At 60.2% G+C, this 13,055-nt stretch carries 9 protein-coding genes; 4 read left to right on the top strand and 5 right to left on the bottom strand.

Going from position 1 to position 13,055, the window contains the following annotated elements:
- Positions 1-127 precede the first annotated feature (127 nt).
- The 4 genes from fdhF (at position 128) to AC1DJO_RS11025 (ending at position 5,819) form a co-directional block, all read left to right on the top strand.
- Positions 128-3,007 carry a formate dehydrogenase subunit alpha gene (gene fdhF, locus AC1DJO_RS11040; protein ID WP_477970463.1) on the top strand — a complete coding sequence of 960 codons (2,880 nt, stop codon included), beginning with the start codon at positions 128-130 and terminating at the stop codon, positions 3,005-3,007.
- Positions 3,007-3,834, top strand: a complete 828-nt coding sequence (gene fdhD / locus AC1DJO_RS11035) for a formate dehydrogenase accessory sulfurtransferase FdhD (RefSeq protein WP_477970461.1) — start codon at positions 3,007-3,009, stop codon at positions 3,832-3,834. Before fdhF ends, fdhD begins: the two co-directional genes overlap by 1 nt.
- Positions 3,824-4,069 (top strand): formate dehydrogenase subunit delta, encoded by a 246-nt coding sequence (locus AC1DJO_RS11030; RefSeq protein WP_112517730.1) that lies wholly within the window; start codon positions 3,824-3,826, stop codon positions 4,067-4,069. The genes fdhD and AC1DJO_RS11030 overlap by 11 nt, the downstream gene beginning before the upstream one ends.
- Positions 4,070-4,160: 91 nt before the next feature.
- Positions 4,161-5,819: an OFA family MFS transporter gene (locus tag AC1DJO_RS11025; protein WP_477970459.1), complete on the top strand. Its 1,659-nt coding sequence runs from the start codon at positions 4,161-4,163 to the stop codon at positions 5,817-5,819.
- Positions 5,820-5,979: 160 nt separating this feature from the next.
- On the opposite strand, the gene AC1DJO_RS11020 is transcribed toward AC1DJO_RS11025, so the two are convergent.
- The 5 genes from AC1DJO_RS11020 to rocD all read right to left on the bottom strand — a co-directional run bounded on the left by AC1DJO_RS11020 (position 5,980) and on the right by rocD (position 13,049).
- The gene (locus tag AC1DJO_RS11020; RefSeq protein WP_477970457.1) at positions 5,980-6,729 is read right to left on the bottom strand and encodes a hypothetical protein; all 750 of its coding nucleotides are present in this window, start codon (positions 6,727-6,729) and stop codon (positions 5,980-5,982) included.
- A gap of 518 nt (positions 6,730-7,247) precedes the next feature.
- Entirely contained in the window at positions 7,248-8,999 is a 1,752-nt protein-coding gene (locus AC1DJO_RS11015; protein ID WP_477970455.1) for a methyl-accepting chemotaxis protein, read from the bottom strand.
- 286 nt (positions 9,000-9,285) lie between these two features.
- Entirely contained in the window at positions 9,286-9,765 is a 480-nt protein-coding gene (locus tag AC1DJO_RS11010; RefSeq protein ID WP_112385744.1) for a chemotaxis protein CheW, read from the bottom strand.
- Positions 9,765-11,549 (bottom strand): methyl-accepting chemotaxis protein, encoded by a 1,785-nt coding sequence (locus AC1DJO_RS11005; protein WP_477970453.1) that lies wholly within the window; start codon positions 11,547-11,549, stop codon positions 9,765-9,767. Before AC1DJO_RS11005 ends, AC1DJO_RS11010 begins: the two co-directional genes overlap by 1 nt.
- 300 nt (positions 11,550-11,849) lie before the next feature.
- A complete protein-coding gene (gene rocD / locus AC1DJO_RS11000) occupies positions 11,850-13,049 on the bottom strand; it encodes an ornithine--oxo-acid transaminase (protein ID WP_477970451.1) in 1,200 nt (399 codons plus the stop codon).
- Between the last annotated feature and the right edge of the window lie 6 nt (positions 13,050-13,055).

Genomic DNA, 13,055 nt, shown 5'->3' with positions numbered 1-13,055 from the left:
CGCTTCGGTTTTGCCGAAGTAGCGGTCATGCCGCTTGTGATCTCCCCACCCGTGGGGGAGATGGCCGGCAGGCCAGAGGGGGGCGAGCTTGCTCCCGCGGTTCATTCTTCCAGCCAGGAGGCACGCCATGTCCCTCGTTCATGAAATCGACTACGGAACGCCGGCCTCGAAATCCGAAGCGATGGTGACGCTGACCATCGATGGTCGCGAAATCACCGTCCCCGAGGGCACCTCGATCATGCGCGCGTCGATGGAGGCCGGGATTCAGGTTCCGAAGCTCTGCGCCACCGATATGGTCGATGCCTTCGGTTCCTGCCGCCTCTGTCTCGTCGAGATCGAAGGCCGCAACGGCACGCCGGCTTCCTGCACGACGCCGGTCGCCTCGGGTCTCGTAGTTCATACGCAGACCGGGCGGCTCAAGGATATCCGCCGCGGGGTGATGGAGCTCTACATCTCCGACCACCCGCTCGACTGTCTTACCTGCGCTGCCAATGGCGATTGCGAATTGCAGGACATGGCGGGTGCCGTCGGCCTGCGCGACGTTCGCTATGGCTATGAAGGCGATAATCACGTCAAGGCGCGCAGCAATGGCGAGATCAATCTGAAATGGATGCCGAAGGACGAGTCGAACCCGTATTTCACCTACGACCCGTCGAAATGCATCGTTTGCTCGCGCTGTGTGCGGGCCTGCGAAGAGGTGCAGGGCACCTTCGCGCTGACGATCGAAGGCCGCGGTTTCGGCTCTCGCGTCTCGCCCGGCATGCATGAACATTTCCTCGATTCCGAATGCGTGTCCTGCGGCGCCTGCGTGCAGGCCTGCCCGACGGCGACGCTGACCGAGAAGTCGGTCATCGAGATTGGCCAGCCGGAGCATTCGGCGGTCACCACCTGCGCCTATTGCGGCGTCGGCTGCTCGTTCAAGGCGGAAATGCGCGGCGAAGAGCTGGTGCGTATGGTGCCGTGGAAGGATGGTCAGGCAAACCGCGGGCATTCCTGCGTCAAGGGCCGCTTCGCCTATGGCTATTCGACCCACAAGGATCGCATCCTCAATCCGATGATCCGCGAGAAGGTCTCCGATCCCTGGCGGGAAGTCACCTGGGACGAGGCCTATGTGCATGTCGCTTCCGAGTTCAAGCGCATCCAGTATCAATATGGCCGCGAAGCGGTTGGCGGCATCACGTCGTCACGTTGCACCAACGAGGAGACCTTCCTCGTTCAGAAGCTGATCCGTGCCGGCTTCGGCAATAACAATGTCGATACCTGTGCGCGCGTCTGCCATTCGCCGACCGGCTATGGTCTGGGACAGGCTTTCGGCACCTCGGCCGGTACGCAGAATTTCGACAGCGTCGAGCATTCCGACGTCGTGGTCGTCATCGGTGCGAACCCGACCGATGGCCATCCGGTCTTCGGCTCGCGCCTCAAGAAGCGGCTGCGCCAGGGTGCCAAGCTGATCGTCATCGATCCGCGCCGCATCGATCTGGTGCGCACGCCGCATGTCGAGGCGGCCTATCATCTGCCGCTGAGACCGGGCACCAACGTTGCCGTCATGACGGCGCTGGCACATGTCATCGTCACCGAAGGTCTGTTCAACGAGAGATTCATTCGCGAGCGCTGCGACTGGTCGGAATTCGAGGATTGGGCGGCCTTCGTTTCGGAGCCGCAGCACAGCCCCGAGGAGACCGAGAAGTTCACCGGCGTTCCGGCTGCCGATCTGCGCGGTGCGGCCAGGCTTTATGCGCTCGGCGGCAATGGCGCGATCTATTACGGCCTCGGCGTTACCGAGCACAGCCAGGGTTCGACGACCGTCATGGCGATCGCCAACCTGGCAATGGTAACAGGCAATATCGGCCGCGAAGGGGTCGGCGTGAACCCGCTGCGTGGCCAGAATAACGTGCAGGGTTCGTGCGACATGGGATCGTTCCCGCACGAGTTGCCGGGCTATCGCCATATCTCCGACGACGCGACGCGCGATGTCTTCGAAAAGCTGTGGGGCGTAAAGCTCAACAACGAACCGGGCCTGCGCATTCCGAACATGCTGGATGCGGCTGTGGATGGTACTTTCAAGGGGCTCTACATCCAAGGCGAGGACATCCTGCAATCCGATCCGGATACCAAGCATGTCGCAGCCGGTCTTGCCGCGATGGAATGCGTCGTCGTCCAGGACCTCTTCCTCAACGAGACTGCAAACTATGCGCATGTCTTCCTGCCGGGCTCGACCTTCCTGGAGAAGGACGGAACCTTCACCAATGCAGAGCGGCGCATCAATCGCGTGCGCAAGGTGATGACCCCGAAGAACGGCTATGCCGACTGGGAAGTGACGCAGAAGCTCGCGCAGGCGATGGGTCTGAACTGGAACTACAAGCATCCGTCCGAGATCATGGACGAGATCGCGGCGAGTACGCCGAGCTTCGCGCTGGTGTCCTACGACTATCTGGAAAAGATGGGCTCTGTTCAGTGGCCGTGCAACGAGAAGCATCCCGAGGGATCGCCGATCATGCATGTCGATGGCTTCGTGCGCGGCAAGGGCAAGTTCATCCGCACCGAGTATGTCGCGACTGACGAACGCACCGGCCCGCGCTTCCCGCTGCTGCTCACAACCGGCCGTATTCTCAGCCAGTATAATGTGGGAGCGCAGACGCGCCGCACCGAGAACGTTGCCTGGCACGCGGAAGACCGGCTGGAAATCCATCCGCACGATGCAGAACAGCGCGGCATCCGCGATGGCGACTGGATCAAGCTGCAGAGCCGCTCCGGTGATACGACACTGCGGTCGCTGATCACCGAGCGCGTTGCGCCCGGTGTCGTCTATACGACCTTCCATCACCCGACGACGCAGGCCAACGTTATCACCACCGATTTCTCCGACTGGGCGACCAACTGCCCGGAATACAAGGTGACGGCGGTACAGGTTTCGCCCTCCAACGGGCCGACCGAGTGGCAGCTCGAATATGACGAGCAGGCCCGCCAGAGCCGCCGTATCTCCGGCAAGATGGAGGCCGCGGAGTAATGTCCGAACGGCACACACGCATCCCCGTCAGCCGCATCGCCCGCAAGGCCGGTGTGGTGAGGCCGGGCGAGCGCATCGTGCCGGAAGAGGTGCCGATCGCCTTTTCCTATGGCGGCAGTTCGCATGCCGTGATGATGGCGACGCCTGACGATCTTGAGGATTTCGCCGTGGGCTTCAGCCTGACGGAGGGGATCATCAGTTCGATGGCGCAGATTTCCTCGATCGAGGCCGTCGATAGCGAGATCGGCATCGATGTGCAGATCATGCTCGCGGATGATGTCGAAGACGCTCTGCGCGCCCGGCGCCGCAGCTTGGCAGGACCCGTCGGGTGCGGCCTTTGTGGTATCGAATCGATCGAGCAGGCCGTTCGCAAAGTGCCGGATGTTTCCGGTTCGCTCTTGGCGCTGACGCACGGCGATATTGTGCGCGCTGCAAACCTGCTCAACGAGGCGCAGCCGCTGCATCGCGAAACCCGTGCCGTCCATGGCGCAGGGTTCTATCTGCCTGGCGAAGGGCTTCTTGCCGTCCGTGAGGATGTCGGCCGACATAACGCACTGGACAAGCTTTGCGGCGCGGTGATCCGTTCCGGCCGAACTGGTGCCGCTGGCGCGGTGGTCGTTACCAGCCGCATCTCTGTCGAGATGGTGCAGAAGACGGCAATTCTCGGCGCATCGATCCTGATTGCGATTTCGGCGCCGACGGCACTCGCCATCCGCACGGCCGAGGACGCCGGGATGACGCTGGTCGCCCTGGTTCGCGGCGATGATTTCGAGATTTTCACCCATCCTCACCGCATTTCGCCGGAAAGCATCGCCGATGTCGCATGATACGCGTTCCAAGCTCGTCTATATGGCTAACCAGATCGCCACTTTTTTCAAGACCCAGCCCGCCAGCGAAGCTGTCGAGGGCGTTGCAACACATATCAATAAATTTTGGGAGCCGCGCATGCGGCGGCAGTTTTTTGAAATTCTGGAACAGGAAAACAATGGATTCGATCCCTTGGTGATCGAGGCCTCTTCCCTGATCCGCAAGCCCGAGCCGGCGGAGCCTATCCGGCACTAAACATCGTTTCGCGCGAGGGGGGACGCAGGTTGTTTTTGCCTGTTCGAGCGCGATTCATGTCAGCAAGGTCAGATCCAGGAGGAACTCATTCATGACCGCAGCGGATACATCAGGAGCAGGGGTACTGGCGGGCGCTGGCCTGCTTGATCGTGAGCGGATTATTGCGCAGCCGGGGTTCAACCGCTGGCTCGTGCCGCCGGCAGCACTCGCCATTCATCTGTGCATCGGCATGGCATACGGCTTCAGCGTGTTCTGGCTGCCGCTGTCGAAATCTCTGGGGATCAGCGCCTCGACGGCCTGCCCGGATCTGACGCTGGCTTCGGCCCTTTTCACCACGACCTGCGACTGGCGCGTTGCCGATCTCGGCTGGATCTATACGCTGTTCTTCGTGCTCCTCGGCTGCTCTGCGGCCGTCTGGGGCGGCTGGCTTGAGCGGGTCGGTCCGCGCAAGGCCGGTTTCGTTTCCGCCTGCTGCTGGTGCGGCGGTATTCTCGTCGCTGCCGTCGGTGTCATGACCCATCAGCTCTGGCTAATGTGGCTCGGTGCCGGTGTGATCGGCGGTATCGGCCTCGGCCTCGGCTATATCTCGCCGGTCTCGACGCTGATCAAGTGGTTCCCGGACCGTCGCGGCATGGCGACCGGCATGGCGATCATGGGCTTCGGCGGTGGCGCGATGATTGGTGCTCCGCTCGCAAACCTGCTGATGAATTATTTCAAGACCGACGCGTCTGTTGGCGTCTGGCAGACCTTCGTGGTCATGGCCGCCATCTACTTCGTCTTCATGATGGGTGGCGCCTTCGGCTACCGCATTCCGCCGGCCGGATGGCGTCCCGAGGGCTGGACGGCCCCTGCTGCCAAGAGCAGCATGATCACCACCAAGCACGTGCACCTCCGCGATGCGCACAAGACCAAGCAGTTCTGGCTGATCTGGGCGGTTCTCTGCCTCAACGTTTCCGCCGGTATCGGCGTCATCGGCATGGCATCGCCGATGCTGCAGGAAATCTTTGCAGGTTCACTGATCGGTCTGCCTGACGTCGGCTTCGCGCAGCTCGATGCGAGCCAGAAAGCATCGATCGCAACAATCGCGGCGGGCTTTGCCGGTCTGCTCTCGCTCTTCAATATTGGTGGACGCTTCTTCTGGGCCTCTCTGTCGGACAAGATCGGCCGCAAGAACACCTATTATACGTTCTTCCTGCTTGGCATTGTTCTCTACGCTGTGGCGCCGACGCTCGCCGACATGGGCAACAAGGCGCTGTTCGTTCTCGCCTTCGGCATTATCCTGTCGATGTATGGTGGCGGCTTCGCGACCATTCCGGCCTATCTCGCCGATATCTTCGGTACGCAGTTCGTCGGCGCCATCCATGGCCGTCTGCTGACGGCATGGGCGACTGCCGGTATCGTCGGCCCTGTGGTCGTCAACTACATCCGCGAGGCGCAGATCTCGGCGGGCGTGGCGCCTGGACCGGCTCTCTATACCGGAACGATGTATATCCTCGCCGGGATGCTGGCACTCGGCCTGATCGCCAACCTCTTCGTCCGGCCGCTTGCCGACAAGTGGTTCATGTCCGACGCGGAAGTGGCATCGCTGCAGGCCAAGTCGGCCGCTGCAAGTGCCGGGCCGAGCGTCTCCTTCGGCATCGGCCGCGGCGGTTTCGACGCCAAGGCGGCGCTTGCCTGGGCCCTGGTCGGCATTCCGCTCCTGTGGGGCGTCTGGGTAACGTTGAAGGCGACGTTTGCCTTGTTCGGCTGATCGGAACCCTGGTGAATCCAAGGAAAGGCACGCGTCTCAAACGCGTGCCTTTCTCATGAAAAAGGCGCCTCCGGGGAGAGGCGCGAATTCTGGAGTTGGGCGCTTTCACCACCAGGCCGCATCCGGCCTCTCGCGCCGGACACGGTCCCGGGGGAGGAGGTCAGCGCATCGCGATGACCATGCGGCAGAGCTTGACGAGGCTTGCCTCGTAGCCGCCCGAGCCGAGAATGTCCCGGCAGCGAAGCTTGACCTTGGCGCGCTCGGCGGCCGACATGTCATTGTAAGAGTAGACCGGCCCATTAAGACCACGAGGGCCATTGGGACCATTCGGCCCGTTCGGCCCGTTGGGACCGTTAGGGCCAGTAGGATCATCCGGATCGATACCGGGCACACCGAGGGCGATATCGACCAGCGTGTTGCCGCCCAAACCAGCTTTCGCCCTGGCGCTGACGAGGCCGCTGCCGCCGACATTGGCATTGACGTCAGCATTCAGACCTTTGCTGCCGCCGACGCTTGCTGTCGTGCCGACTCCGAGCCCCTTTGTTCCGCCGCCGATGCTCGTCTTGCTATTGATGCCGCCGGATCCGCCAACGGATGCGTTGACGCCAAGCCCACCCTTCGATGTGCCGCCGACGCTGGCATTGACGCCGCTGGAGCCGCCGATGGACGCGCTGAGGCCGCGCCCGCCATTGTTGCCGATGCTGATGCCGTTGCTACCGCCTATGCTGAGGCCGCCGCCACTGCTTTTGCTGCCGCTGCTTGTGCTCCCGCTGCTCGTACTGCTCTTGGAGCCGCCGCTGAGGGCGTTTCCGAGGCCACCGAGAAGGCCTTCGGCGCTAGCTTGGGACGGCATGATCAACGCTGCACAGCTGATGGCGAGTACAGTGATAGCCGATTTGTGATACTGCATTTCCAACCTCCAAAAGCGATTCCGCCAGGACCCCATGCCCAGGCTTGGAAATCAAAATCGGAAGCGCGCGCTTTCCGTATCGGATAGCAGCAACCAAAAGTGGTTTTCAGGTCTCCGATCGATACAGTATCAGAATATACGTAGATTCTAATATTGTGTAGGAGTTTCGCGCTAAGGTTGGTTTTGACTATTTGTACAGCTAAGAAGCTGTAAACAGAATCGGCAAGACTGCGTCCATAATATTTTCTATTGCGTAATTTCTGGAAAGTACCGAATTCTATAGTGATTGTTTTCATTGTGATTTCGGAGAATTTCCTTGCCTGAAAGCATATGTGGCTATTCTCGCAGAATAGGTGCAAAGGACGAGGCGTCAAATCGATGCTTGTCTATAATGATATTCTAATTCAATCAAAAATTAGGGGCGCCGGCTGGTTTTGGCAGCACGCCTTGCTTGCAGAGATGCGAAGAAAAACCGGCCCTGCAAACAGGACCGGAGAGCAGGTGTGCCTGAGTGGAGATTAGAATTCTTCCCAGTTGTCGGCGGCCGGTGCGGCTGAACCGTGCGCTCTGGCAACACGGGAGACAAGCTGCAGGGCAGGAGAGGTATGTCTCGCAGCTGGACGATGCTGCATCTCGTTGCCGAGGCGGAACTGGCTGAGCAGGGCTCTGAGCACCTCCGCCTCGGAGGTCAGCTTGTGGCTTGCTGCGGTGCTTTCCTCGACCATGGCGGCATTCTGTTGCGTCGCCTGGTCCATCGAATTGACGGCTTGATTGATTTCTTTGATGCCTGTCGCCTGTTCGCGTGATCCTTCGACGATGGCCGCGACATTGGTATTGATGTCGGCCACTTGGCTGACGATCTCTTCGAGCGCCCGGCCAGTCTGGCCGACGAGATCGACGCCATTCTTGACGAACTCGCTGGACTGGTTGATCAGCGCCTTGATTTCCTTGGCAGCACTTGCCGAGCGCTGGGCGAGTTCGCGCACTTCCTGGGCGACGACGGCGAAGCCCTTGCCGGCTTCCCCGGCGCGTGCGGCCTCGACACCGGCATTCAGCGCCAACAGATTGGTCTGGAAGGCGATATCGTCGATGACGCCGATGATGTTGGTGATCTCGCGGGACGACTGCTCGATCTGCCCCATCGCCGAGACTGCATTGCGCACGACGATACCGGATTGCTCGGCGCCATGCTTCGTCTTGGCCACGAGCTGACCGGCCTCGCCAGCGCGGTGGCTGGAGTCGTTGACGGTGGTGGTGATCTGCTCCAGTGCGGCGGCCGTCTCTTCAATGGACGCGGCCTGCTGCTCCGTGCGTTTCGAGAAGGAATCGGCTGCGGCACCGATCTCGTGAGACCCGGCGGCGATCGCCGCCGTGTTCTCGCCGATCGTCACCATCGTATCCCGCAGCTTTTCCAGCGCAGTGTTGAAATCGTGGCGCAATTGCTCCATCGATGGGACGAAGGCGGTATTGACCGTCTGCGTCAGGTCGCCCTCCGCGAGATGTTTCAAAGCGCTGCCGAGCTGGCTGATCGCGCTCATTCGCTCGGTCACGTCGGTGGCGAACTTGACGACCTTGTAGACACGGCCATCGGCGCCGATGATCGGGTTGTAGGCGGCCTGGATCCAGATTTCCTTGCCGCCCTTGCCATAACGAACGAACTCGTTGGCGATGAACTCGCCGCCTGCCAGACGCCGCCAGAAATTGGCATAGTCTTCGGTGCGGGCATAGGCGGGATCGCAGAACATGCTGTGATGCTTTCCAGCGATTTCGGAGAGGCTGTAGCCCAAGCCTTTACAGAAATTTTCGTTGGCCGTCAGGATCTCGCCGTTCGGTTTGAATTCGATGACGGCCTGAGACCGGGAGATCGCATTGAGCTTGCCGGCGTCGTCTATCGCCTGACGCTTGGCGGCGGTGATGTCGGTGGCAAACTTGACGACCTTGAAGGGCTTTCCGCCCTTGAGCACGGGATTATAGGTCGCCTGGATCCAGATCTCACGGCCGCCCTTTGCGAGCCGCTTGTAAGCGCCGGCATCATGTTCGCCGCGGCCAAGCCGGGTCCAGAAATCGCGGTATTCCGCGGTTGCGACCAAGGCCGGATCGCAGAACATGCTGTGATGTTTGCCGGTGATCTCATCGAGACTGTAGCCGAGCGCCCGGCAGAAGTTCTCGTTGGCCTTCAGGACATTGCCTTTCAGATCAAATTCGATAACGGCTTGAGATTTCGAAATGGCATCAAGAATGTATTTTGCATCGGAAGATAAACCCAGCATCCCCGTTCCCCAATCATGTGCCGACGCTCTCGCCAGGCAAAGTTGATGAACTTACAGCTTTTGGATTTGAGGCCGGATTAATCGCGCTATACGCGAAAATCGCAACTATCAGAAATCGTAATACTGTCAGTTCGCAACCCATGATGATGGTGTGAAGGTTAATTTAGGGTATAAAAGAGATTGCTAATAAGATTTGTTTTTACGCCAAGTTCTTATGGGTGATTTCTACTGGGCACAAAAAAGCCGCCTCGACGGCGGCTTTGATTTCGTGTGGCGCTGCCTTCCGTTAGGCGGCAACGAGTTCTTCGGCTTCGCTTTCCTTGAACATTTTCGCGAGGTTCAGGAAGCAGATCATGCCGTTTTCGGAGGCGATGATACCTTCGCAATAGGCGCGATCGAAGGAGGCGGTGACCTCAGGAACGGGCTGAACCTGGCCGGAAGAGATCGTCAGGATGTCCGAGACGCGGTCGACGAGCATGCCGATGACCATGCTGTGGACTTCCGCGACAACAATGGCGCTGCGTTCATTGGCGACCGTGCTCTTCATGCCGAGCTTGTAGGCAAGGTCGATGATCGGGATTACAGAGCCGCGCAGGTTCATCACGCCGATGACATCCGACGGTGCATGCGGGATCGGGGTGGAGGGCGCCCAGCCACGGATTTCGCGGATCGTCGTCGTCTTCACGCAGAATTCCTGATCGTGCAGCCGGAAGGCAATGATCTCGAGCGTGTCGCCACTGAAACTATTGGAATTAATGGTGCTCATTAGAAATCTTCCCAATTCTCGTAAGCCAGAGCGGCTGCGCCGCCATTGGCGCGAACATTCGTTACGCGTTGACCACGTGGCGTTGCGCGTGCGGCAGGCGCTTCTGTGGCTTTGGTGTGGAGCTTAGCGAAAGAGTGTTGCGCAAATCTAAATTGCGACAGCAGCACCCGGAGGTTTTCGGCTTCCTTCGAGAGTTTGCCGCTGGCAGCCGTGGTCTCCTCGACCATAGAGGCATTGTCCTGCGTGACCTGGTCCATGGCGTTGACAGCCTTGTTGATCTCCGTCAGCCCAGTGGACTGCTCGCGGGCAGCTGTAACGATCGCCACGACATTGCCGTCGATCTCGGTGACCTGCGAGACGATCTCTTCCAGAGCGCTGCCGGTTTCACCGACCAGCGTTACGCCGCTCTTGACGTGTTCGGACGAGGCGGTGATCAGCGTCTTGATCTCCTTTGCCGCGTTTGCCGAGCGCTGGGCCAGTTCGCGGACTTCCTGCGCGACGACGGCAAACCCCTTGCCAGCTTCGCCGGCACGGGCAGCCTCGACACCGGCATTCAAGGCCAAGAGATTGGTCTGGAACGCGATTTCGTCGATGACGCTGATGATGTTGCTGATCTCGCGCGACGAATTGGCGATCTGATCCATGGCGCCGATCGCCTTGCGGACGATGCTGCCGGAATGTCCGGCGCCAAGCTTCGTCTTTGCCACCAGGTCGCCAGCCTCACTGGCGCGCTTGGCGCTGTCGGCCACTGTCTGGGTGATCTGTTCAAGGGCGGCGGCTGTCTCTTCAACGGTTGCTGCCTGTCGCTCCGTCCGTCTGGATAATTCGCCGGCAGCGGTCGTCATTTCGCGGGAGCCGTGCGCGATGGCATCGGTGTTTTCAGCAACGGTGCGCATGGCGCCGCTCAGACGTTCGACGGCGCTGTTGAAATCGACGCGGACCTTGTCGAGAGCTGGAAGGAATGGTGTCTCAATGGCGCCGGTCAGGTCGCCGGCGGCAAGGCGCGTCAGTCCTTCGCCGAGCTCATCGACGGCCTGGACGCGGCTGGTGATATCGGTCGCAAACTTGACGACCTTGAAGACGCGACCGTTCATGTCGAAGATCGGGTTGTAGGACGCCTGGATCCAGACGACTTTACCGCCCTTGCCGACTCGCTTGAACTCTTCGGCAACGAACTGGCCGGCGGCAAGCTTGGTCCAGAATTCGCGGTAGGCAGGCGAGGCCGTATAGGCCGTTTCGCAGAACATGCTGTGATGCTTTCCGCGGATTTCCTCCAGGCTGTAGCCGAGGACGGAAAGGAAGTTGCCGTTTGCGGTCAAGATCTCGCCGGACGGGGTAAACTCGATGACGGCCTGTGCCCGGGAGATCGCTTCGATCTTACCGATGGCATTTGCCGAATCGAGCTTGGCCGCGGTCACGTCAGTTGCGAACTTGACGATCTTGTAAGGCTTGCCGTTGGAGAGCAGGGGATTGTAGGTCGCCTGAATCCAGACGTCCCGGCCGCCCTTGCCGATGCGGCGGTATTCGCCGGAATCGAACTGGCCCTTGCCGAGCTTGGCCCAGAAATCCTTATAGGCCGCGGACGCGACATAGTCAGGATCGCAGAATATGCGGTGGTGTTTGCCGGCGATCTCCGAAAGCTCGTAGCCGAGCGTCCGGCAAAAGTTTTCGTTGGCCGTCAGAATATTGCCCTGCAGGTCGAATTCGATCACGGCCTGCGATTTGTTGAGCGCCGAGAACATGGCCTTGGCGTCGGAACCTGAAATAACTGAAAATAGCGGCATCGTCGTCCCTCTAAGGACTGCAGCACTCCAAAGCGGTGCGGGGCGAGGGCGATTGCCAAAAACAGGCACACAGATCGCCGCGCCTGCGGCGCATTCGATGCGGCAGGTCAGATCTCAAATAAAGCTGAAAACCCGGACGCTGCCCCCACAATACGCCCGGGTGTTTCTGCTGAAATAATATGATTAGTTAGATTAAAAATGAGTAACTGACTGAATATACTGATGTATATTAGCGTTTAATGCGTGAGTTCACGCAAACATACTTCGTGTTGGTTGCGGCCTCCGAAGAGGCCGCTCACCTCAGGTAATTGTCTTCTCGATTTCGGAGACGGCCCATTCCACCTGGTCCTTGGTGATGACCAGCGGCGGAGCGAGGCGGATTGTGTGCTCGTGCGTATCCTTGGCGAGCAGACCGCGCTCCTTGAGACCGTAGCAATACTGGCGCGCGCCACCTGCTTCGGGCTCGAGCTCGATCGCCAGCATTAGACCGCGGCCACGTACGTCCTTGACGATGTTCGAGCGGATGGAACGCAGACCTTCGAGGAAATAGTTACCCATCTTCTCGGCATTCTCGATCATGCCTTCCTCAGTGAGCACCTTGAGCGCGGTGCGGGCAACGGCGCAGGCGAGCGGATTGCCGCCGAAGGTGGAGCCGTGCTGACCGGGCTTGAGGACGCCAAGAACCTCGGTGTTCGAAAGAACGGCAGACACCGGATAGAAACCGCCGGAGAGCGCCTTGCCGATCAGCGTCACGTCGGCTTCGATGCCTTCGTGCTCTTCCGCAAGCAGCTTTCCGGTGCGGCCGAGACCGGTCTGGATCTCGTCGAGGATCAGCGTGACGTTGTGCGTGGTGCAGAGCTCGCGGACGCGCTTGAAATAACCGGCCGGAGGAATGATGACGCCGGCCTCGCCTTGGATCGGCTCGATCAGCGCGCCGACGGTGTTTTCGTTGATCGCCGCAGCAAAGGCATCGGCATCGCCGAAGGCGATGGTGCGGAAGCCCGGCGTATAGGGTCCGAAGCCGGTGCGTGCATCCGGGTCGGTGGAGAAGCTGATGATGCTGAGCGTCCGGCCGTGGAAATTGTCGGAGCAGACGATGATCTCTGCCTTGCCCTCCGGTACGCCCTTCACCTCGTAGCCCCATTTGCGCACGGCCTTGATCGCCGTCTCGACGGCTTCAGCACCGGAATTCATCGGCAGGATCTTGTGCGATCCGGTCAGTGCCGCGAGCTCTTCATAGAGATGGGCCAGCTGGTCGTTGCGGAAGGCGCGGGAGGTGAGTGTCAGCTTGCCGGCCTGTTCGACCATTGCGGCCAGGATCTTCGGATGGCAATGGCCCTGGTTCACGGCGGAGTAGGCCGAGAGGCAATCGAGGTAACGGTTGCCGTCGGTATCCCAGACGTAGACGCCTTCGCCGCGGGTCAGCACGACATCGAGCGGCTTGTAGTTGTGGGCGCCAAGCCGCTGTTCGGTGGCGATCAGGTTTTCAGATGCGTTCATGGCTGG

The sequence above is a fragment of the Rhizobium sp. 05N430 genome, from assembly GCF_056396985.1.
Note: the sequence above shows the minus strand (reverse complement) of the source record. Positions and strands in the feature narration are given on the sequence as shown.

Excerpts from the sequence above, each read along its gene's own strand:
- fdhF (WP_477970463.1), top strand. The coding sequence starts at position 128 with ATGTCCCTCGTTCATGAAATCGACTACGGAACGCCGGCCTCGAAATCC.
- AC1DJO_RS11005 (WP_477970453.1), bottom strand. The coding sequence starts at position 11,549 with ATGCCGCTATTTTCAGTTATTTCAGGTTCCGACGCCAAGGCCATGTTC.
- rocD (WP_477970451.1), bottom strand. The coding sequence starts at position 13,049 with ATGAACGCATCTGAAAACCTGATCGCCACCGAACAGCGGCTTGGCGCC.
- fdhD (WP_477970461.1), top strand. The coding sequence starts at position 3,007 with ATGTCCGAACGGCACACACGCATCCCCGTCAGCCGCATCGCCCGCAAG.
- AC1DJO_RS11015 (WP_477970455.1), bottom strand. The coding sequence starts at position 8,999 with ATGCTGGGTTTATCTTCCGATGCAAAATACATTCTTGATGCCATTTCG.
- AC1DJO_RS11020 (WP_477970457.1), bottom strand. The coding sequence starts at position 6,729 with ATGCAGTATCACAAATCGGCTATCACTGTACTCGCCATCAGCTGTGCA.
- AC1DJO_RS11010 (WP_112385744.1), bottom strand. The coding sequence starts at position 9,765 with ATGAGCACCATTAATTCCAATAGTTTCAGTGGCGACACGCTCGAGATC.
- AC1DJO_RS11025 (WP_477970459.1), top strand. The coding sequence starts at position 4,161 with ATGACCGCAGCGGATACATCAGGAGCAGGGGTACTGGCGGGCGCTGGC.
- AC1DJO_RS11030 (WP_112517730.1), top strand. The coding sequence starts at position 3,824 with ATGTCGCATGATACGCGTTCCAAGCTCGTCTATATGGCTAACCAGATC.